Source organism: Nocardia sp. NBC_01499 (assembly GCF_045040275.1).
Lineage (GTDB): Bacteria > Actinomycetota > Actinomycetes > Mycobacteriales > Mycobacteriaceae > Nocardia.
In genome coordinates, this window is record NZ_CP109426.1 from 6810753 (window position 1) to 6831442 (window position 20690).

The following is a 20690-nucleotide window of genomic DNA, read 5'->3' on the forward strand; positions in this document are numbered from 1 at the left end:
GGAACACCTCTTCGTCCGGATCATCTGAACCCGCCGACCGCCGCGAGGTGCGGCATCGGTCTACTCAGCACACCAATGGATCTCACCGAACGGGAGGGGTCAAATACCGTCCATACCTTGTTGACCCCCCTCTCATCGACAATGATGGGAGTGACTTGCAGGGGGCCGTCTGTGACGAATTCTGAAGCCACGCTGGATAATCCAGCACCGACCGTGACCGAGCTCGCGCTGGAGATCAAACGACATCGCAAGACCGCAGGCTGGAGCCAACCTCAGCTGGCAGGACGGATCGGCTACACCCCGCAATATGTCTCGCGCGCCGAACGTGGCCGTGGCCTGCCATCGCAAGATCTGGTGAGAGCGCTGGACTCCGCGCTGACAGCCGACGGGCAACTGTGTGCTTTGTGGCGCAAGGCAAAAGCAGAACAAGCCACCCAGCATGCGGGCCAGATCCCCTCGTCAGCCGTCGATCAGGCGTTGACCGGTATCACCACCGGATCCAATCCCGGCGAGTACAGGAACGTCGAGATCCAAACGCCGACGGGACGGTTCTTCTCCGGCTCGACCACCCCAGTTCTCGCTGTTACTGCGCACCTGGACCGCGGTCGTATTGTCGCCACACCGACCAAGGGCATCGTCGACACCACTGCGCTGCGACGACCGCACCGCCAACTCCTGGTGGCCACTGTGCTCGACGAGGACGGCAGACGGTTCTACGGACTAGACCGCAGGCGCGCGCACGCTCGGTTGACGGCGGCTAACGTTGATGCGCCCCTTCTGATTCCGCATGCGTATGCTCTCGACGAGTTCACCCTTGCGCTGCTGTGGGCAGTCACCAATCTTGACGACGCTTTGCTCGACGACGACGCGGAGCTGACCGCAGCCTCACACCGGGTTACCTCCCTCGATCTCCAACCACGCTCGACAGCCGGTCTGGAACTCGCGGGAGAGCTATCGGAGGTGTCTCAGATGTGGCTTGGATCGGACTTTTGCGCCCGCCACATCCTGCGCCACGCCGACGAACTCGCCGACGTCCCTGCGTTCTGGACTCGGGAACAGCGTGGCGAGGAAGCCAGTACGTGGCTGCTGTTCGCACACAAGTATCAATACCTGCAGCGCACGGCTTCACTGTTCAACTCCGCCAGCGCCTCAGTGACACGATCGTTCTGCATTCCACCCGAAACAGTGTCCACTTCCTGGCGGCCCGAACGAGTGCTGATGCTGCTCACCGCGGCACTGATGGAGTCGTTCGACATACACATCACGGTCTGTGTTGAGTCGGAATACACCGCAACACAAGGCTTTCTGCTCGACTCTGGCCACCGAGCCATCATCGCCACATGGATCAACACCGACAGTCTATGGCTCGTCGACATCACCGACCACCGACCAACGCTCATAGAGTTCGCTGACGCCACGGACTGGGCACGCACCCACACCATCCTGTCCGGCCACCATCCGAACGAGCGGTTGCGCCAACTGGCCGACTACCTGGAACTGGACTGGCCATGGCTGGTACGCCGATGTAGCGAACTCGCCGACCACGGCATCGCCGGATTCACCCGGCCACGCAGCCGCCTCCTCTCAGTCGCCGGTCTCGACCGCGCATGCCGATTCGTCGCCGACCTCGGACACGGAGATCGCTAGGCTGCCGGAGTGCCCATCGTCGAAAAGACCTCTCGCGTCATCGTTTATGCGCTCGGCGGCACCATCGCCATGTCGAGAACCGATAGCGGCGGCGTAGCACCAGCTCTCTCCGCGGCCGACCTGCTCGCGGCCGTCCCTGGCCTGGCAGAGACCGGCATCGCCGTGGAAGTTCACGACTTTCGACGCGTCCCGGGCGCTTCACTGACCATCTCAGATATCACCGCACTCGCGACCCAGATCAGCGACCAGGCCACCGATGCCGACGGCGTCGTCGTCACTCAAGGCACCGACACCATCGAGGAAACCGTATACCTGCTGGATCTGCTCCATACCGGACCGCAACCGATCATCGTGACCGGCGCGATGCGCAACCCCACCCTCGCCGGTGCCGACGGCCCTGCCAACATCCTGGCCGCCATCCAGACCGCCGCCAGCCCGCATGCCAGAAACCAAGGTGCACTCGTGGTTTTCAGCGACGAGATCCACGCCGCCCGCCGCGTCCGCAAAACACACAGCACCAGCCCCTCGACCTTCCGATCACCTGATGGCGGCCCGCTCGGCTATCTCGTTGAAGGACAACCGAGACTGCTCAACCACCTCGCCTACCGCACCGTCATCCCCGCCAAGCCCACCGACAACATCCGCATTACCGTGCTGCCAATGACCCTCGGCGACGACGGCACCACCGTGCGGGCTCTCGCCGACCATGCGGACGGGCTCATCGTCGCCGGATTCGGCGCCGGACACGTCCCGGCCAATACGGTGCCGATGCTCGAAACACTCAGTGCCCGAATACCTGTCATCCTCGCCTCCCGCACTGGGGGCGGATCCGTCCTCGCAACAACCTACGGATTCTCCGGCTCCGAACGCGACCTGCTGTCCCGCGGACTCATCTCCGCCGGCTACCTCGACCCCTTCAAAGCCCGCATCCTCCTACTGACCCTGCTCGCCGCAGGGTGCGACCACCGCACCATCGCCGCCGCATTCGGTGCGGCAGGCGGCTACACCGAACCCAGCACTTGGCCCTGGCCGATCGAACCCAGCAAGGACAACTGATGCGAAGCCACGAACTCACCCTCGGCCGCAGCTTCGGTGTCGTCTTCGACCACGGCGACGACTTCTACCCCGCCCTCACCGAGTTTTGCCGCGACAACAACATCCGCCAGGGCTACATCCCCTCGTTCATCGCCGGATTCAGCGAAGCCGAGCTCGTCGGCACCTGCGAAAAACTGGACGACCCCCAAGCACCAGTCTGGTCGCGAGTACACCTCACCAACATCGAAGCCTTCGGCGGCGGCACCCTCGCCTACGACCCAGACAACGACCAGATCCGGCCCCATATCCATGTGGCGGTCGGCCTGAAAGAGTATTCCGCAACCGGGCACACAAGCCACCTGCTCAGCGCGCGTGTCCAATTCCTCACCGAGATGCTCATCATCGAAGTCATTCATCCACGGATGCGCCGTATACCCGAGGAAGCTCTCTATGACGTACCACTCCTACGCTTCGACCCCGCAACTTAGCGGGACATGCCCAGGCTGCGATATCGCCGGATTCGTGCCGGAGTTGGTGACCGTGACGTCCCTGCATTTTGTGGTCGGGGGACTTGGCACCCAAGTCGTGGGCCACCCGCACATCCAGTGCAGTCGGCCACCATGCTGGCGATCCCGTGCGCGGATTCATGTGGTTGACCCGATCACTGCCGGTCGCGCTGAACAGCTCCGCTAACCGGCCCCTGCGAAATCGCCGCTGTGAATCCGGTTGAAGAAGTCGACGCCGGACAGGACTCGACGACACTGCGCCATCTTGTGGAGCCTTACTCGACCTGGCGGAGCGGGCCATTGGGTAGCTCGCGGTGAATGCGAAGTTCGCGCGTGAGCACCACTGCCAACTACTACTTCCACCTGACTCGTCGTTTCAGCCACTCACGTGATACTTGCGCCGAGTTCGCTTGATAGCTGCGGAGTTTCGGCGACCTTGGCGGCGCAGGCTGGCGGCTGTGGTGTTCCCAGTAGCCGACCAGCGCGCAGAGGAAAGCATCGATGGCAGCGGGATCGGTTGTGCGGGTGACGGGATGTGCCATCAGGATCGGGTCAGGGTCGATCCCACTGGCGGCGAGCGAGGGGGCGAGCGAGACGAGATCGATCCATGCCGCGCCACGACACGGCCATGCCCAGTCGACCACGACGACAGTGCCGTCTGGTCGCAACAGCATATTGTCTGGGCGAAGGTCGGTGTGTAGCAAGGTTTCACCGGCCGCAGGTTCGAGCCATGTCGACTCGCGCGCAGCCAACCGGTCCAGATTGCGTAGCGACCAGTCATCGAGATCCGCAGGTGGGCTGTGCTCGGCGAACTGCCGCCAACACATCAGCTTCGGTCCGTAATCGTCGGCGATCGTTGGTCCACCGGCTAGGGGGCTGGGAGTTAGGACCTCGGCCAACTGCTCGATCATGGCGAGCACCGCCGCTACATCGCTGGGTTGATCGAGGCGAGGATGGTGGCCTTCGATGTCTTCGAAGATGGTGATGAACCACCCGGCGGTTTCGATGGTGCACTGGACGCCGGGGGCGGGGACTCGTTGAGGCAACTGTGCGGCGGTGTCAGCCTCCACGCGGTACATCGGTGCGAGGGCGTCGTCGCCGCTGATCGCTTTGGCGAAAACCTGTGTGCCGTCCTCCAGTACGAGTCGGGCGGCCACACCATGACTGAATCCGCCTCGCTGGCTGTCGGCTGTGCGAACCTTCGCTCCCAGGCGACGCTCGACCTGGTCCCGCACCAATGCGGGTACCTCGTTCCAGTCGAGCCGATACGCGGTGCCCTCGCTGTTGACCATCGCATCATCGTGAAGACCACGCCGCAGAACCTCCAGTGGTTATTCCCGGAGTTCGACCGTGGGCGTGGCCATCTGCTCACAATGGGACCGCGTCCGCGATCGACGCCGCAACCACGCACTCGATGGTGTTGTCGGCTGCCAGGGAGAAGGGACCACTTCAGAGACGGTTTTGCCATGAGTATGGGACCGCTTGTTTGCCACTGATGGGACCACCTGGGTAGGGGTTTTGCCAGTTATGGGACCACCCGGCGTGGCTGCGGGGTTCCCGGTCGTTCGGCCGCTGTATTGGCCCAATGAGCTACCGGGAGGTTTCGGTGATCGAGATCGTGGAGATGCTGCGGCTGTGGCTGCAGGGGCTGGGTTTGCGGGAGGTGGCCCGGTTGTCGGGGACCGACCGCAAGACGGTGCGCCGGTATGTGGAGGTGGCGCGTTCGTGTGGGCTCGATCGTGAGGGTGATGCAGCCCAGTTGACCGATGAGCTAGTCGCGGCGGTGATAGCCGGGGTTCGGCGCAAACGCCCGAACGGGAAGAGTGATGCGTGGGAAACCATTGCCGCGCAACATGATCAGATCAAGGCGTGGCTCGATGAGGGCCTGACGTTGACGAAAATCCATATCCTGCTGGGACGCCGTGGTGTGGTGGTGTCATATCGGACTTTGAACCGTTATGCGACAACAGAATTGGGGTTCGGGAAACGCCGGACTACAGTGCGGGTTGCCGATTGCGAACCCGGTGCTGAGGTGCAGGTCGACTTCGGCAGGCTGGGGATGCTCACCGATGCCGATGATGGTCGGCGTCGGGTGGTGCAGGGGTTGATCTTCACTGCGGTTTATTCGCGGCACATGCTGATCTATCCGAGCTACCGGCAGACCCTCAACGATGTGATCGACGGGTTCGAGTCGGCGTGGGTATTCTTCGGTGGCGTGTTCGCGGTGGTGATCCCGGACAACATGAAAACGATTGTGGACAAAGCAGATTCGACTGATCCGAAACTCAACGACGCGTTTCGTGAGTATGCCCAGACGCGTGGGTTCGCCATCGATCCGGCCCGCATCCGCAGCCCCCGCGACAAACCCCGCGTCGAACGCTGCGTGCCCTATGCGCGGTCTAATTTCTTTGCCGGAGAACAATTCCGGGACCTGTCGGACTGCCGGTCCAGAGCCGCCAAGTGGTGCGCGGAAACGGCGGGGATGCGGATCCATGGCACGACCCGGCTGCGCCCGGCGGAGGTGTTCGCCGCCGAGGAGGCCCCGCAGTTGAAACCACTCTCGCAGGAGCCGTTCGACATCCCGACCTGGGTTCGACCGAAGGTGGCTCCCGACAGGCATGTTCAGATCGCCAAAGCTCTCTACAGCGTTCCCGGTGAACTCGTCGGGGTCCGCCTGGATGCCCGCCTTGATTCGACCACGGTGAAACTGTATTGGCGCGGAGAGCTGATCAAGGTCCACCCGGTCATGGCGCCGGGCCGCCGGCACACCGATCCCGCCGACCTGCCCAGTGAAGTCAGCGTCTATGCGATGCGGGACTTGAATACCTTGCAGCGCAAGGCATCCGAGCATGGCGCTCATGTCGGGATCTACGCCGCGGAGGTGCTGGAACATCCGCTGCCCTGGACGAAGATGCGCCAGGTTTACCGGCTGCTCGGGCTGGTTCGCCGTCACGGCGCCGCCGCCGTCGACGACGCCTGCCGCCGCGCCCTGGACGCTGAGGTCGTCGATGTCGGCGTCATCGATCGCATGCTGACCCGCAGCGCGGTCGGCCAGCAGCTCAGTCTGTTGCCACCACCGCCGACTCCGTCCCGGTTCGTCCGCGCGACAACCGATTTCGAGATCAGGAGGCCGTCATGACCACCCGCCGACCCGCCGCGACACCGGCGGTCAAACCGATCGATATCTCACCGGAACTCAAAACGTTGATGCGCCGGCTCAAGCTCGGGCAACTGCTCGACACCCTGCCTGAACGCCTGGCTTTGGCGCGATCGAATCGGCTGCCGCACCACGACTTCCTGGAAATGCTGTTCTCCGACGAGGTCACCCGCCGCGACCGCCAATCCGCCCAACGCCGCGCGAAATCCGCGCATCTGGACCCGCAGATGCAGCTGCAAGCCTGGGACGACACCACCGCAGTCAATTTCGACTCCGAACTCTGGGCGGAGCTGACCTCGCTACGGTTCCTCGCCGACGCCTACAACATCCTCATCATGGGACCGGTGGGCGTCGGAAAAACGTTCCTGGCCAACGCATTAGGACACATCGCGGTCCGCCGCCACCATTCGGTTCACACCGAACGCAGCGATAAGCTGTTCAAACGCCTGCGCGGGGCACGCCTGGACGGCAGCTACGAAGACGAGATGCGCAAACTCCACCGCGTCGACCTGCTCATCCTCGACGACCTGGCCCTGCACCGGCTCGAAGCCACCGAGACCAACGACTTCTACGAACTGATCGTCGAACGTCACCGCAAAGCTTCCACCATCATCACCAGCAACCGGGAACCACCCGAAATCCTGACCATGATGGCCGACCCGCTGCTGGCCCAATCAGCGATGGACCGACTGCAATCAGCCGCCTACGAACTCGTCGTCGAGGGCGAGTCCTACCGGCAACGCCAGAAGCCACGCCACGGCAAGCCCGCAACCGATTGACCAGCGACTCGGTCGTCAGTCACCATCAGCACACGGCCCGCGACCGGGTCCAACCCGGTCCCATGCTCATGGCAAACCGGTGGTCCCATCACCCTGGCAGGCGACAATGGTGTCTCCGAAGTCATGACCACCGAAACCGACCTGCTGATCACCAACTACCCTCGCCGAGCAAGCCTTCCACGCCCACGCCCACGCCCACGAACGACGCATTGACCTCCTGCTCGGCCTCTGAAACAACCAGCCAGACAAACTTCGATCGGCGGAGAGCCGATCGGCAGTCAACGGGATTGCCAGCCCTTCGTTTGCTTGTCCAAACAGACGTACGGATCACGAGTGGGCGGGCACGCTCTTCGAGCAGAATCGAGCAACGCTCGGGTTAGTGAGCGCTATTGGCGCTCAGCCTCGTATGCAGTCATCTGGACTACGGGTGCACATGGACGAGGACAGGCGCGCCGGGTTCTGGCGGCCCAGGTCGGGCAAGCAAATTGGAAGCATATGGACCGAACGTGCCACTGCGCGGCCCATGTCGGTGGCAACGGCCGCCTGGAAGTGGAGCGTTCCCGGTTCGGTGGACACAGGGTTCGGAGCCGCCCGGTAGTGCAGGAGTTTCGAGTTGGGTTTGGAGCGTTCCCGGTGCGGTTGACGCACCTTCGTGGTGCCGTGTTCGCAGCGCACGGAACCGCGCGAGTGTTCGCTGCGTCTTATAGTTCAGAGGCGATCTGTGGACTGCAGCATGAGGGGAGATGGCATGTCCGATGAGCTGCGGGTTGAGGTGGATCGGCTCCGTGAGGCAGCTCGGTTCATCACTGACAGGGCCCGGACCATCAAGGATGGGGTCGTGCAGCTCGACAACACGATCGGCAAAGAGCTTCTCGCTGACGGCTGGCGAGGCAAAGCCGCTTCGGCCTACGACGAATCCTGGGTCGAGTGGAAACAAGGCGCCGGCGAGGTCGTCGCCGCACTCGAGACTTCGGCAACCAACCTTATCGATGCGGCTCACCGGTATGAGATGCGGGACTTCACCAACCGGGACGCGATTACGCGAGCGGGAGAACAGGTGTAATCCGTGGCCGACGACGACTACAGCTACCGCGTCAACCTCCAGCAGCTCGACGAGGCGATCACAACGATGGCCAAATTCGATTCCGACGTCGAAGGATGGTTACAAGAGGTAGACCAGACGATCGCCGATCTGCACCTGTCCTGGTCGAGTCAAGCCGCCGAAGCGCAGCGCGCTGCCCATGATCGGTGGATGGCGGGTGCGGCGGAGATGCGGGAGAACCTCGAGGAGTTGCGTGCGGTAGCGCGCCGGGCGCACACGAACTACACAGGCGCGGTCCAAACCAATGCCGAGATGTGGCCGTGAGCCCGCCGACGAGCTTCCCGATCATCGTCTGCCGAGGCGATGACTACCGCTCGGCCAGCGAAGGGCTGGCATGCATTCGAGACGACGCCGGTGAAGTGCACAGCGCACTGCTGCGGACATTGTCCGGCTACGGCGGCATGGGTGGCAGCGATGACGCGGGCGCCCAGTGGGCGAAGTCCTACGACGAGGCCGTGGACGCGGCATTGCAGACCTCCTCGAAGCTGGTCTCGACGTGCGCACGCACCAGTGACTTGATCGCGGCAGGGGCACACAATCATGCCGTCGCCGAAGCCACCGCGAACGGTGTCACGCCGCCGCCCACTCCAGTACCGGGCTTCGACCCGTGTTTGGCGATCGTGTCTCCTTCGGCTGGTGGTGGTGGCCCGGAACCGTTTGGCTGGTCGCTGATCAAGTCGGTATCGGGGCTGGTGTGGCCCGATGGCCACCAAGACCAATTGCGGGCGGCGAAAGACGTTTGGTCCGCCGCGGCGGAGGCGTTGGACAACGCCACCGGCCGGTTCCCACAGGCCGTCGGTCTTCTGGAAAATCAGCAGTCCACGGAGATACCGGCTGCGGTCGCCTCCTGTAGTGACACATCGACCAACTTCATCGAGTTACAGGGCGCGTATCGAGAGATCGGTGATGCGTGCGGTGAGTACGCCCAGCACCTCGACGACGCGCACCACGAGATCCTCGCCGAGCTGAAGAAGATGCTGATCGAGACCGCGGCGATCGAAGCAGGCATGGCCGTGCTGGTCCCGTTTACCGGGGGGTTGTCCGAGATCGGCAACGGGGCGGTCGTTGAACGGGTCGGCGTCTACGCTGCCCGCATCGGCACGATCATCGACCGGCTCGTCACCAAAGTCGCCGCCATCGTCGGGCGTATTGGCTCAGCCGTCACCGGCAAACTCAAACCGATACTGGCCAAGCTCGGCGAATGGCTGGACAAAGCAAAGACCAAGTGGTGGCGATCCGACCCCGGCAGCCCACCACCCGGCCTAACTCCCAAGCCACCGGCGGTCAAACCGACCGTCACCGACACCAAGCTGCAAAACATCCTCAACGACCTCTACAAAGGCGCAAACAACCCTGACAGGATTGGCGACGGAACCACCGCAGACGCGGTAAGGAACGAACTCCAGAACTTGGTACCTACCGAAGGAAAATGGCATCTGACAAAGGCGATGGAGTCACAGCGGGGTCTAGCGAAATGGCTGATGGACAAGTCGAACACCGACCCGGCCGATCGAACCGTGGCGATTCGAGAGCTGCAGAATCTCATGGACGCATTGGCGGGACGGTAGATGGTGAGGCGAAGGCATGAGTGAGCAGACCGACAAAGAGATACTGGACATGCTTTACACCTGGACTCGAAGTTTGGTGCCCGAGCTAGCGCAGTTTATCGATGACCTTGCCGCTATCGAGCCCGAGATCCGGCCGCTCATCGCCGAGCACATCCGTGACTACGACGAGATGCTTCCGACGTTGCTCATGGGAGACATCGCACGCTGGGTCGTGCGGGTCGTGCACGAAAATGAGGACCCGGCAACGCGTTTGGGGCGGTTCTTTGCGCGACTCGAAGAGGCGTGGGGGGACGGACAGAATCCGGTATCCGACCTGATCGCAGTCTCGTTCGTCGAAAACATCTTTGATGAACCAGACGTGGTCAAGTTGCTGGGCCCCAAGCTTGCCCGCTACTACCGCATCTACACCGGCCAGGAAAAGGTGCGCAGCGACGAGCAACGACCGATGCCGGAGGTCCTCAAGCAGATCCTGAAGAAGCTAGGACGCTCATGACCGACCTGCAGAAGTGGGAACAGCAACTCAAGCAGGAACTCGCCGAGATCCACCGCAGCGGAGAACAACTCAGGAAATCCGCAGCGTCGGTCACCGGGCGCGGCGAAGTCCGGGGCATCGTCATCGAAGTCAGCCCCAACGGCGACATCACCAACCTGCAGATCGCGCCAGCCGTGATGCGGTGGTCCAGCGCACAATTAACCAGCGCACTGCTCGACTGCCACCGCCGTGCACGAGCCGATGCCGCCGCAAGCACCGAACAGATCATCCGAACAGCCGACCCTCGCCTCCGCGGCCAGCTCCAAGAACTGTTGGGCAAACCCGAAACCGAACCTCGACACCCGAGGACCGAAGCCGAGATCCGGGCCGCCGATGACGCATACTTCCAGCGCATGAATCAGGGATGGAGAACCGACCACTGACTGAATCACCGTGGTTGGGAGCACGCTTCGAGTCCACTCCGGCAGTGGTGTCGCGGGTAGCACTTGCGAGGCTGGACCGATGAGCTCGTCTCAGCCCCTCGACACCGCCGCCATAGTCAGGGCCGCGCTCGACCACCTCGACCAATGCCGCACGGCCACCACGGCGGTGTACCAGCGGCTCGACTCACTCAGCTTCCCCGCGCGGCGGCCATGTCAACGAAGCGAAAGCCGCCCCTTTCAACGGCGCCAGCCACCGCCTCGCTTGAATTCGCATGTAACAGAAGCGCCCCGGGATGTCAGACCCGACGGCTACCTTACAAAGATGACTCCAGCACGAGGTGCAGCAGAGTTTTTCGATCGAACGAATACCGTCACCTTCGCGAGTGGGTGGCCTGCCTTGACGGAGTCGTTGAGGCTCAAGGACTCCCCGCTCAAATCATTTCTGGCACAGCGGTTTCCGTTTACCAGGCCGGTCTTCGATGGGTACAAGGCCTCGGTGGGCCCGCTGATGGTTGGCAGTGACTCGCCCACAGGCGGGGGCACCGGTGCGGTGGGGGGTGCCTTCGACCATCTCGTCCGGTTTCTCGTAGATCCGCAGCCTGATGTCCATCTCCCTGCCATCGGTGCGCTTCGGTTCGGGGGAAGAATGCCAACCGCTCTTGCCGAACTCGCTGCAGCCCTCGCTGCTGTGGCACCGCCAGCCGAGGCAATAAATGAGCCCGTTGCCGTGACGAAGTTCGCAGGGCCGAATTTCTCGACGCATCAGGATCCGGAGTCGCTCGCACGGGGCTGCTGGGCGTTGTCGTACCTGACAGAACTTGGACGTGGGATTCCTCCCGAACGCTCTCCTCTGGCTGAGTTCGACCCCAGATCTGTCAGCGGCGCTGATCTACTTGGTATGGCCTCGCCAGCCGCGCTTGCTCAACTCGTGGCGTTGCGCGAACAGGCCGAAGGAGTCCTCTTGCCCGCGCTGAGGTCGCGCGTCGGCGAGTGGGCAGTCGGGCCGACGTTCGAGGGCTCCTTGTTGATGAACGCCGACGCGGACCTGATCGCGGCTGGAACACTCGTCGAAATCAAGACCGTACTCGGAAGTAAACGTAAGGACGGCAGCCGATACGCCGTGCTGGATGCTCCCATGCTGTTCCAGATGGTCGGCTATGCGTTGCTGGACTTCCAGGACGAGTTCGCCATCCGTGAGGTCGCGTTCTTCAGTGCCCGCTACGGACACCTAGCCTGCTGGGGACTGCAGGAGCTGTTGGACTCTTTGTCGGGGCGTCAGGTTGATTTGCCCACTCTCAGAAGCGAATTCGAGCGCTTCCTTCGTGAGCCGCTGCTCGGTGGATGAGGTTTGTTCGGATACCGTTGTGCCACTGGATGTTTCAGTTGTGTCGGTGGCCGAGTGTAACGTTCGGCCGGGCTCGGAGTTAAGTCATGATGAAGGTGCTGCGCTCGGTGCGCGGCTGACGATTGGAGTGCCACGGGATGGGCATTGGGGATGAAGTTCGGCGCAACGTCGAGCTCAAGAAACCGCTCACAGCACTGATCAGTAGGGGGTGTCTACCGGTCGGCGGCGTTTTCAGGCTCGATTACGATTCAGCGGTCGTCCTCACCGACGACTTCAAGAAGCGCGAGGCGGGTGGCGTACCCCGGGGCGGGTTCCTACTCGCAGTTGCGGGCGAGAACACCGACTCGGGTTTCATTCTCGAGGATCAGGAGATCATTCTGCTCCGGGTGCGGGGGACGGCACCGCTGCCCAACGAGTCGGAGCTGATCCAAACTCGGTTGGCGGTTGTTCGCGATGCGGGTGCGTCAGGAGTCGGGTTCGACGATGTCACCGACGTGCTCACCCGGAACGAGTTGCAGCAGTCCGCCTTCGATTGCGAGGTGCTCGGGACGTTTTATACCGAGACGGACGACCGTGATGCGCGGATCGAGTATGGCGCTGACATCGACAACGTTGTGGTTTCCGCTCGCTATCAGGTGTTCCTGCCTTCGACGGAGGTGCTGTCCTGGTTGGGTTCGTACCCGGAACCGGCCGAGGCTCGCGACTCCTTGCCTATCGGGAAAGTTCGATTCGCTGCAACCCGCCGGAAGGCGCTGATCGCTGGCACCGATCAGGCCGAGGTTCGCATCGACGTCTCGGACTTTGTCGGCCGCAAGACCGCGGTGTTCGGCATGACTCGGACTGGAAAGTCCAACACCATCAAGACTTTGGTCACCGCAGTCCATCGGTATGGATCGGAGCACGACCGGGCCATTGGTCAGCTGATCTTCGATCCGCAGGGTGAGTACGCCAACGTCAACAGGCAAGACGGCACGGGGCTTCGCCTGCTGGGGGACGACGACAGCGGGGTCCGGATATACAAGGTCGAGCCGAGCCGGTCAGACAACCGCGAGAAGTCACTGCGGATCAACTTCTACGATCGTGAGGTGCTCGAAGCCGCCTGGAGCCTGGTGAGTGAGGCCACTGCTTCGGTAAATACCAACTACGGCAAGAATTTTCGGTCTGCGGTTCTTGCCGAGCCCGATACCGATGACTACAGTCAGCAGTCCCGGTGGGGTTGGGCGCTGGTCGCCTTCTACGGCCTGCTCTCCAAGTGTGGCTTTCCGGGGGACTCGTTTCCGCAGGATCTCAAAGTAACCGCGCCAGCTGCACCGATGAACGACTTCATGACCGCGAATCCTAACGCTGTCTTTCAGGTCGGAAAGGCCGGAAATTATCGCGTGAAGTCGCCATCCGGTGCCTGTGCTCTGGCGGAATGGGTTGGCGAACATCCCGACGACTTCCCCAAGTGGCACGAGACCGAGAAATGCCACTTCAGTGCTGTGTATGGGGTCTACAAGTTCACGGGTGTGACCGCCGCGATCCGGTCCATCCGCGGGTTCCACGGTGCCCAATCCGCTGGAGACGTGAGCGAACATCTGTGGCAGGACATGCTTGCTGGCCGCCTGGCGATCGTTGATCTTTCCAGTGGCAATGACCAAGTCGCGAAGGTCATGTCGGAGCGGATCGTCAGTCACCTCTTGAACCGTGCGGGGGAGCGATTCCGGGCTGACGACGAACCGGTCAACATGCAAATCATTGTCGAAGAGGCCCACAACCTGTTCGAACGCGGTGGGCGCGAAGTGGCCGACGACCCTTGGGTGCGGCTGTCGAAGGAAGCGGCGAAATATCGGATGGGTCTGATCTACGCGACCCAGGAGGTCACTTCTGTCGACAAGAGAATTCTGTCGAACACTTCGAATTGGCTGATCGCCCATCTGAACTCTGGCCACGAGACGCGGGAGTTGGCGGACTACTACGACTTCAAGGTTTGGACACCCAGCATTATTCGGGCCGAGGATGTCGGCTTTGTTCGGATGAAGACCTACTCCGGTAAGTACATCGTGCCGGTGCAGATTGCCAAGTTTGACCACAGCATGGTCAACAGTGCACGCAAGGCCGCGGGCCTGGCAGCCGTGGATGCCCAGGCTGAGAGCGAGTAGTTTGATGCCTTATTCAGGCGAGAAAGCCTCCCGTCTCGGGCACGTCGGCACAGCCCGCAACAAGGCCGTCAAGGATGCCCTTGAGCGGTGGGTCATCACCAGCGGCCGTCCGACCAGCGATGACGACCTCGCTGGGCTGTGCGTACCGCTTGAGGATCTTCCGATGGTCGGACACCCCGGCGATGTTGACTTCTCAATCACGGTCGATGGTTCGGACACAGAGGTTGAGGCCACCCGTGAGCACCCCACCGTGAAAGTCGGCTATCTCCGGGTCGCTGGATCAATGGTTCGACTAGACGTATTCCGAGAACTGGCACGTGCCCGATATATCGACCCGCGGGACGTCCGACAATCCCACAGCGAGTATGCGTTCGACGTTGCCCTCCCCGGCTCCCAGCTTGCGCGTCCGGGCCTGAGCGGTGTCGAAACCTGGCGCGCCGAGCTCGATGAGTTTCTCAGCAGCGCACGATTTGACTCGAGCACCGAAATGACGCTCGCAGATGGACTTTTGGCTCTTCATGGCACTCGCGATGCCCCGGCTCGTCAGATCGGACTGCGGGTCTGCCCTAGTTGTGGGCTCAAGGCTGCGAACGCGTCGTCCCTCATCGTGACCTGCACCGGCGGGTCCTGCCCCTCGTGCAAGAAGCCCTTGTTTCTCGCAGATGCGCTCCGCACACACGAGGAGTACAAGGTCGAGGGATCGAACTTCGAGCCCCTCGGGCGCGTTATGACAGCAGCCGAGCGCCTCATGTCGTTGTGCTATTTGAACTTCTTTGCTGACCTGGCGCCGGATGTCCTGCGCCATACCATCTTTATCACCGACGGCCCGCTGGCGCTCCATGGTCCTTTGGCCCCACTCAAGCGACGGTTCCAGGAGCATCTCGGCGACCTCAGCGGATGGTGCGTGCAACAGGGGTTGGCGGCCCCGCTCATGGTCGGCATCGAGAAACAGGGCGCATTCGTCGAACATGCCGAGCTGATCAAGGATTTGATCCCAGTTGGTCATGTCATGCGGCTCCCGACCAGTTACATCAACCGAGTCTTGGGGAGAGCGGAGGCTAATCAGTACGGCGAGGACGAGTTCTACGGTCGCCGCTTCATCTATCGCACTCGCGCCGGCGATCCCCTGGTGATCACGGTCCTGCCAGCAGCAGGATTTGCGCCCTACGACGGAGGCACCGAGGTCGAGGGCTGGGAGGCATTTCCAACGCTGAGCCTGATCTGCGAGGTTCTGGACTCGCTCAGAACCCGGATGTATCAGCACGCTGTCGTACCCGTCGCCCTGGCGCACTCGGCGGCCGCGCTGCCTCTGGGTGTTGGACGATCGGTACTGACCATGATGGCGCAACAGAATATTCCAGGACTGAAGTTTGACTACCAGGCGGTAAAGCCCCCGACATACTTCAACCGATAGCCGGGACCGTGCGCCCGAACGTCCAACTGTCCGGCAAGATAGCACCATGCCGTCGTTGATCTTGCCGCCCGCCACCCTCGCCGCTCGCGAACTCGCTCGGGGCGCACATCTTTTCGGCACCGGCGAAGCAATCGATGCTGAGGCGCGTCCGCTGGTTGCAGAGTTGGAGCCAGTCTCACACGACCTCGCTCATGGCCGCTATCAATCACCCTTGCGCTACCCCGGGGCCAAGTCCTCGCTCGCACCAGTCATCGGGCGAGTGATTACGTCGGCGAAGCAATCGCGGGAAGTGCCCGAAATCAACCTCCTGGTAGAGCCTTTCGCGGGTGGGGCGTCAGCATCGCTGCGCATGATCGGTGACGGCACCGTCGAGCGCATCCTCCTCGCTGATGCCGACCCCCTGGTCACCGCCTTCTGGCAGACCGCAGCCGATGACACGGAGCGCCTCGTCGATCGAATGCACGACGAGTGGAAGCGCTACGTCCGCAACGGCGGCCAGAAGGCCGTTGAACGATGGGACCACTGGCGTGCCTGGTCTCCCCAGCCGGGGATGACCCCACGCAACCGTCGGCTGGCAACTGCGACTCAGTGCTTGTTTCTCAATCGGACCACCTTCTCGGGCATCTTGCACGGAAAAGCTGGGCCCATAGGGGGCCGATCCCAAGCGAGCGCGTACCCGATCAGTTGCCGCTGGAATCCAGATGCACTCGCGGACCGACTCCGATACATCGGCCACCTCTACAACACAGGCCGCCTTGTCGACGTATGGTGCAAGGACTGGCGTCAGACTTTGGACGACGTTCCCGAGTATTATCCGCAACTCCTTCCCTCTCGGGTGGTCGCCTACCTTGATCCGCCCTACGTCGAAAAGGCCTCGCACCTGTACCGGGCGTCTTTCGATCCGCTCGGAGGCTACGGAGGCGACGGGCTTGGCGCAGCTCGGCCCAGCGACTACACCCTGCACCTCAGCCTTGCTAACTACTTGAGGACGAAGGCGCAGTTCCGGTGGTTGCTGAGTTACGACGACCTCCCGATGCTCACCGAGAATGAGTGGCTTTATGCCGACGACCGGATGACACCGTCGCGCTCTGACCGTGAAGTGCTTGGCGTGCGTTGCTGGCGGATCAGCAAGCGTCTGGTCAGCACTCGATACTCGGCGGCAGGGCGAGTCGGAAAGCGATCCGCCGAAGAACTGCTCATAACAACCCTCCCTCCGGCAACCGTTCCGATCGATGACGAATTGCGAGTACTTGAGAGCTCTCCAACATAGAGATTTCCTGCGCCGATCCGGGATGATGTCTATGACTGTCGATGTGAGCTTCGCTGGCACGTCGACGACGGTTTCACCGTCATGGACTAGGCGGTGGGCGAGGTAGCGGCCGATGCCGTCGCATCCCTCGATCGCCCACACCCGATCCGGGTATCGCCTTGCAGCGGTGAGCATTGCGCTGTAGCCGATTTTGCCGGTGTCATATCGCCCGACGATCGATGCGGCGGTGGAAGACAGGGATCTGGTCTAGCCCGCGGACAAGCACGTCCAGCCCGCATGAGGCCCATGCATAGAAATTCGGTTGGCTCATAACCCAGAGGTCGCAGGTTCAAATCCTGTCCCCGCTACAACGAAGAACGGCCCGGAACACACAGTTCCGGGCCGTTTTTCGTTGTCCTTGGGAGCAGATTTGGGAACCTTAGCTAAGCTCAGGATTCCGGATCCGCTATCGGGTGCGGACCAGTGCCGCCCAGTAGATAGTCCGCACCGCGAACCGCCGCATCCTGATCCATCCCTGGCAGCACATGCGAGTACGTCTTGAGCGTGAACGCTACGTCGGCGTGACCGACCCGCTCGCTGACTACCTTCGGACTGATCCCGGCAGCCAGCGCTCCTGTCACGTAGGTGTGCCTGAGGTCGTAGAACCGGATCTCGGGCAGCCCTGCCTCCGCGGCAAGGCGTTTGAACCGCTCCCGGATCGAGTCCGGATGGACAGGTCGACCGTCCTCCCACGTGAACACGAGGTCGGTGTCGGTGTAGTCGATGTCGAAGAATTCTCGTTCGGCATCCTGGATGGTCTTCCAGTCGCTGAGTGCTTGGACGGTCTCCGGGTCGAGGGAGTTCTGTCGTGCTGAGTCGTCGGTCTTGACTTGGCCGTCCTGGGCATAGCCGTCGACGACCACACGGCTCTCGTGGATCGACTGCCGTCCTTGGTCGAGATCGATCGAGGGCCACCGGACTCCGCATATCTCCCCGCGGCGCTGGCCTGTCGTCAGCTCCAGCCGGAACAGTGCGTAGAACCGGTCATGGCGGGCGTGGGCCATGAACTGCGATGCCTGTTGCGGATTCCAGACCGGTCGCTTCTTGCGGGTGACGCGTGGCGGTGTGGCCGCTGAGGCGGGGTTGTCGACGATGTACTTCCAGCTCTTCGCGTCTGCGAGCGCCCGGTGGAGCATGACGTGGATGTTGCGAACGGTCTTGGGTTTGTCGACCGTCAGGCAATTCCCCCAGGCTGCCGTCACGGAATTCCTCCAGTAGACGTGCCTCGCTGCGAGCGTAGCGAGCCGCTTCGAGGTGGTCAGCTGGCGGGTCGGCCTGGCCGTTTGCGGGGCCGGAACGAGGGTCCGTCCATCAAGACCTGATGGCTGGTGTTGATCAGTCTGTCGAGCAGGCTTTCGGCGACGACCGGGTTCGGGAACAGGGCATACCAGTCCTTCGGAGCGCGGTTGCTGGTCAAGATCAGCGGCTTGGCGCTGAGCGCGCGTTCGCTGATCAACTCGTAGAGGTCATCGGCGTGCAGGGCGGTGTGCTCGCGCATCGCGAAGTCGTCGAGGATCAACACGTGCGGGCGAGTGTATTCACGAATCCTTTTGCCCCAGGACCGATCCGCGTGACCACCGGCCAGATCAGCCAGAACGCGACTGGTCTTCGCGAAGCGGACGTCACCGCCGCGGCGGGCGACGGCATGGCCCAGTGCTTGTGCGACATGGGTTTTCCCGACTCCGACCGGGCCGTAGAGGATGACCGATTCCCCGGAATCGAGCCAGCGCAGCGCGGCCAGGTCGCGGATCATCGCCGAGGGGAGTTTCGGGTTCGCGGCGAAGTCGAAGTCCTCGAAAGTGGCTTGTTCTTCGAACTTCGCTCGCCGGATCCTCCTTGTCAGGGCATTGGTTTCGCGGCGGGCGATCTCGTCTTCGCAGAGGACCTGCAGGAACTCGAGGTGCCCGAGTTTCCCGTCGCGGGTTTGGGCCAGGCGGGCGTCGAGAGTGTCGAGCATGCCGGTGAGTTTCAGCGCGCGTAGAACATCGCGCAGGGCGGGGTCGCTGATGGACATGAGTGTGTATTTCCTTGCTGGAGTGAAGAATTAGGAAAGAATTGTTGGCCGGGTGGCGGGCGGGTCAGTTATTGGCGAACTGGTCGGGACCGCGCAGGAACGCCGGGACCTCGGCGATATCGCTGGTAGCGGTGCCGCCGAATGGGTCTTCGGTCTCGGTGCCGACCGCGAGGATGCCTTTGACGGTGCGGTAGGACGGGTCGCCGACCTCGATCGCGCGTGAGCAGGCCGCTTCGAGGCGGTCGAGACCGTATTTCTCGCGTAGCCGAAGGATGCCTTGCGCGGCGCGTAGATGGTGGATCGCGTTGGGTGACAACAGATCACCGATCACCAGCTCGCAAGCCGGGCCGACATCGATGGCGATCTTGCGGCACCAGGTCGGGCCTTGCAGGTGGAACGCGATGGTCTCGGGCGGATAGTGCTCCATATTCGTCGCCCGCCCCGCCAGGCGGCGGACATGGGTCGCGACGACGTGCTGGTCGCGGAAGATCTGCACGATGTCACCGCTGGTGCGGGCGTGCAGGGTTTGCCCGATCAGCCGCCACGGCACCGAATACAACGCTTTCCCGATCTTGATGTGGGTGTCGAGCCCGACTTTCCCGGTCGACCACACCGACAACACGAACGGCGCCGCCGGCAATGGCATCAGCGCGTCGCGTTCTGTCGCTTCGAACACCGGCAACGGTTGCCCACCGTCGAGCGCCCGCGAATTCCGCAACCCCGCGACGTCGCAGCACCACCGGATGGCTTCACCTTGCATCTGGGCCAGGGTGCTGAATTCCCTTCCACGCCAGAAGGAATCGCGAATGTACTGCATTTGACGTTCGACGCGTGGTTTATCCTTCGGTTTGCGGACCCGAGCCGGGTCGATCAACGTCTGGTAGTGGACGGCGAGTTCGGCGTAGGTGCGGTTGAGTTTCGGGTCGTAGAGATCGGGTTTGTCGACGCCGGTGCGTAGGTTGTCGATCACGAGCCGGGCGGGGACTCCGCCGAAGAACTCGAATGCCGCGACATGGGAAGCGCACCACGATGTTTGATCCATCGACAGCACCGGTTGCAGGAACGGCATCCGCGAGCACGAGAGCACCATCACGAACGCCTGCACCGTCACCCGCCGCCCCGAGGTCGGATCGAACCACGACCCGAGCCGGCCGTAATCGATCTGGGCTTCGCTGCCCGGTGGCACCGGCGGGCGCATCACCGTCACTTTGGCCCGGGCGGCCTCGTCAGCGAAATGTGTTGCTATCCAACGGCGTACAGATGATTCCGATACGTCCACCCCGTGGTCGTCGCGTAAGCGTTGCGCGATCGTGGCGACCGTGACACGGTGACCCAGCCAGGACTTGATCCGCTCAGCGTGCGGGTCGATCAACGACCATGTCACTGCCCGCGCGCCCGGATCATGCAGTGCGGGAAACCATTCCGCGACTCGCTCGGCCCACTGCTCAGCAGAAAGGGGTGGGCTCGCGCCCGGTGTTATGCCAGCGGCAACCGCTGGCGCGACGTACTTCCGGATCGTTTTCCGGTCGATCCCCAGCGATGCCGCCAGTTCGCGTTGTCCGCGACCGGCCTGCCAGTGGGTGTAGAGCTCGACAAGATCGAACATCGAGAAACTCCTCCTCGCCATCTCTTTCTCGCTCTCCTCGCCGGAACAACCGTCGAGGACAAGCGAACATGTGTGCGAGACACGCCGACCGGCGACACACCGCCAGGTGGGGGAATTACGTGACGGCCGGTGGAGGAATTGAGTGACGGACA

The 20690-nt window shown here is 62.6% G+C and carries 18 protein-coding genes; 14 read left to right on the forward strand and 4 right to left on the reverse strand.

What is annotated here, in order from left to right:
- Positions 1-75 precede the first annotated feature (75 nt).
- From OG203_RS31165 to OG203_RS31175, 3 genes are read left to right on the forward strand one after another with little or no spacing between them, the layout of a single operon-like run.
- Positions 76-1647 carry a multiprotein-bridging factor 1 family protein gene (locus OG203_RS31165; RefSeq protein ID WP_405160801.1) on the forward strand — a complete coding sequence of 524 codons (1572 nt, stop codon included), beginning with the start codon at positions 76-78 and terminating at the stop codon, positions 1645-1647.
- 9 nt (positions 1648-1656) lie between these two features.
- The gene (locus OG203_RS31170) at positions 1657-2703 is read left to right on the forward strand and encodes an asparaginase (RefSeq protein ID WP_405160802.1); all 1047 of its coding nucleotides are present in this window, start codon (positions 1657-1659) and stop codon (positions 2701-2703) included.
- Positions 2703-3170, forward strand: coding sequence for a PPC domain-containing DNA-binding protein (locus tag OG203_RS31175; protein ID WP_405160803.1), 468 nt, complete (start codon positions 2703-2705; stop codon positions 3168-3170). The genes OG203_RS31170 and OG203_RS31175 overlap by 1 nt, the downstream gene beginning before the upstream one ends.
- A gap of 371 nt (positions 3171-3541) precedes the next feature.
- On the opposite strand, the gene OG203_RS31180 is transcribed toward OG203_RS31175, so the two are convergent.
- On the reverse strand, positions 3542-4480 hold the full coding sequence (locus tag OG203_RS31180) for a phosphotransferase family protein (RefSeq protein ID WP_405160804.1): 939 nt from the start codon (positions 4478-4480) through the stop codon (positions 3542-3544).
- Between the two features lie 293 nt (positions 4481-4773).
- On the opposite strand from OG203_RS31180, the gene istA (OG203_RS31185) reads away from it, so the two are divergent.
- The 11 genes from istA (OG203_RS31185) to OG203_RS31235 all read left to right on the forward strand — a co-directional run bounded on the left by istA (OG203_RS31185) (position 4774) and on the right by OG203_RS31235 (position 16879).
- Positions 4774-6327, forward strand: a complete 1554-nt coding sequence (gene istA / locus OG203_RS31185; RefSeq protein ID WP_405160805.1) for an IS21 family transposase — start codon at positions 4774-4776, stop codon at positions 6325-6327.
- Positions 6324-7124 carry an ATP-binding protein gene (locus tag OG203_RS31190; protein ID WP_405160806.1) on the forward strand — a complete coding sequence of 267 codons (801 nt, stop codon included), beginning with the start codon at positions 6324-6326 and terminating at the stop codon, positions 7122-7124. The genes istA (OG203_RS31185) and OG203_RS31190 overlap by 4 nt, the downstream gene beginning before the upstream one ends.
- 748 nt (positions 7125-7872) lie before the next feature.
- Positions 7873-8187: a WXG100 family type VII secretion target gene (locus OG203_RS31195; protein ID WP_405160807.1), complete on the forward strand. Its 315-nt coding sequence runs from the start codon at positions 7873-7875 to the stop codon at positions 8185-8187.
- Between the two features lie 3 nt (positions 8188-8190).
- Positions 8191-8490 (forward strand): WXG100 family type VII secretion target, encoded by a 300-nt coding sequence (locus tag OG203_RS31200; RefSeq protein ID WP_405160808.1) that lies wholly within the window; start codon positions 8191-8193, stop codon positions 8488-8490.
- A 191-nt stretch (positions 8491-8681) separates the two neighbouring features.
- Positions 8682-9794 carry a hypothetical protein gene (locus tag OG203_RS31205; protein WP_405160809.1) on the forward strand — a complete coding sequence of 371 codons (1113 nt, stop codon included), beginning with the start codon at positions 8682-8684 and terminating at the stop codon, positions 9792-9794.
- Between the two features lie 16 nt (positions 9795-9810).
- A complete protein-coding gene (locus OG203_RS31210; protein ID WP_405160810.1) occupies positions 9811-10287 on the forward strand; it encodes a hypothetical protein in 477 nt (158 codons plus the stop codon).
- A complete protein-coding gene (locus OG203_RS31215) occupies positions 10284-10709 on the forward strand; it encodes a hypothetical protein (RefSeq protein WP_405160811.1) in 426 nt (141 codons plus the stop codon). Before OG203_RS31210 ends, OG203_RS31215 begins: the two co-directional genes overlap by 4 nt.
- Before the next feature lie 727 nt (positions 10710-11436).
- Complete coding sequence (locus OG203_RS31220) at positions 11437-12054, forward strand: hypothetical protein (RefSeq protein WP_405160812.1); 618 nt, start codon at positions 11437-11439, stop codon at positions 12052-12054.
- Between the two features lie 137 nt (positions 12055-12191).
- A complete protein-coding gene (locus OG203_RS31225; protein WP_405160813.1) occupies positions 12192-14195 on the forward strand; it encodes an ATP-binding protein in 2004 nt (667 codons plus the stop codon).
- A 4-nt stretch (positions 14196-14199) separates the two neighbouring features.
- Positions 14200-15609, forward strand: coding sequence for a hypothetical protein (locus OG203_RS31230; protein WP_405160814.1), 1410 nt, complete (start codon positions 14200-14202; stop codon positions 15607-15609).
- A gap of 46 nt (positions 15610-15655) precedes the next feature.
- A complete protein-coding gene (locus OG203_RS31235) occupies positions 15656-16879 on the forward strand; it encodes a DNA adenine methylase (protein WP_405160815.1) in 1224 nt (407 codons plus the stop codon).
- A 428-nt stretch (positions 16880-17307) separates the two neighbouring features.
- Here OG203_RS31235 and OG203_RS31240 read toward each other — a convergent pair whose 3' ends face one another.
- The 3 genes from OG203_RS31240 to istA (OG203_RS31250) all read right to left on the reverse strand — a co-directional run bounded on the left by OG203_RS31240 (position 17308) and on the right by istA (OG203_RS31250) (position 20538).
- Positions 17308-18120: a tyrosine-type recombinase/integrase gene (locus tag OG203_RS31240; protein ID WP_405160816.1), complete on the reverse strand. Its 813-nt coding sequence runs from the start codon at positions 18118-18120 to the stop codon at positions 17308-17310.
- Positions 18121-18176: 56 nt separating this feature from the next.
- A complete protein-coding gene (gene istB / locus OG203_RS31245; protein WP_405159506.1) occupies positions 18177-18932 on the reverse strand; it encodes an IS21-like element helper ATPase IstB in 756 nt (251 codons plus the stop codon).
- Positions 18933-18996: 64 nt separating this feature from the next.
- A complete protein-coding gene (gene istA / locus OG203_RS31250; protein ID WP_405159507.1) occupies positions 18997-20538 on the reverse strand; it encodes an IS21 family transposase in 1542 nt (513 codons plus the stop codon).
- Positions 20539-20690: the final 152 nt, after the last annotated feature.

Coding starts and splice junctions, on each gene's coding strand:
- OG203_RS31165 (WP_405160801.1), top strand. CDS start 76: ATGGATCTCACCGAACGGGAGGGGTCAAATACCGTCCATACCTTGTTG.
- OG203_RS31175 (WP_405160803.1), top strand. CDS start 2,703: ATGCGAAGCCACGAACTCACCCTCGGCCGCAGCTTCGGTGTCGTCTTC.
- OG203_RS31180 (WP_405160804.1), bottom strand. CDS start 4,480: ATGGTCAACAGCGAGGGCACCGCGTATCGGCTCGACTGGAACGAGGTA.
- istA (WP_405160805.1), top strand. CDS start 4,774: ATGAGCTACCGGGAGGTTTCGGTGATCGAGATCGTGGAGATGCTGCGG.
- OG203_RS31190 (WP_405160806.1), top strand. CDS start 6,324: ATGACCACCCGCCGACCCGCCGCGACACCGGCGGTCAAACCGATCGAT.
- OG203_RS31195 (WP_405160807.1), top strand. CDS start 7,873: ATGTCCGATGAGCTGCGGGTTGAGGTGGATCGGCTCCGTGAGGCAGCT.
- OG203_RS31210 (WP_405160810.1), top strand. CDS start 9,811: ATGAGTGAGCAGACCGACAAAGAGATACTGGACATGCTTTACACCTGG.
- OG203_RS31215 (WP_405160811.1), top strand. CDS start 10,284: ATGACCGACCTGCAGAAGTGGGAACAGCAACTCAAGCAGGAACTCGCC.
- OG203_RS31225 (WP_405160813.1), top strand. CDS start 12,192: ATGGGCATTGGGGATGAAGTTCGGCGCAACGTCGAGCTCAAGAAACCG.
- OG203_RS31230 (WP_405160814.1), top strand. CDS start 14,200: ATGCCTTATTCAGGCGAGAAAGCCTCCCGTCTCGGGCACGTCGGCACA.
- OG203_RS31235 (WP_405160815.1), top strand. CDS start 15,656: ATGCCGTCGTTGATCTTGCCGCCCGCCACCCTCGCCGCTCGCGAACTC.
- istB (WP_405159506.1), bottom strand. CDS start 18,932: ATGTCCATCAGCGACCCCGCCCTGCGCGATGTTCTACGCGCGCTGAAA.
- istA (WP_405159507.1), bottom strand. CDS start 20,538: ATGTTCGATCTTGTCGAGCTCTACACCCACTGGCAGGCCGGTCGCGGA.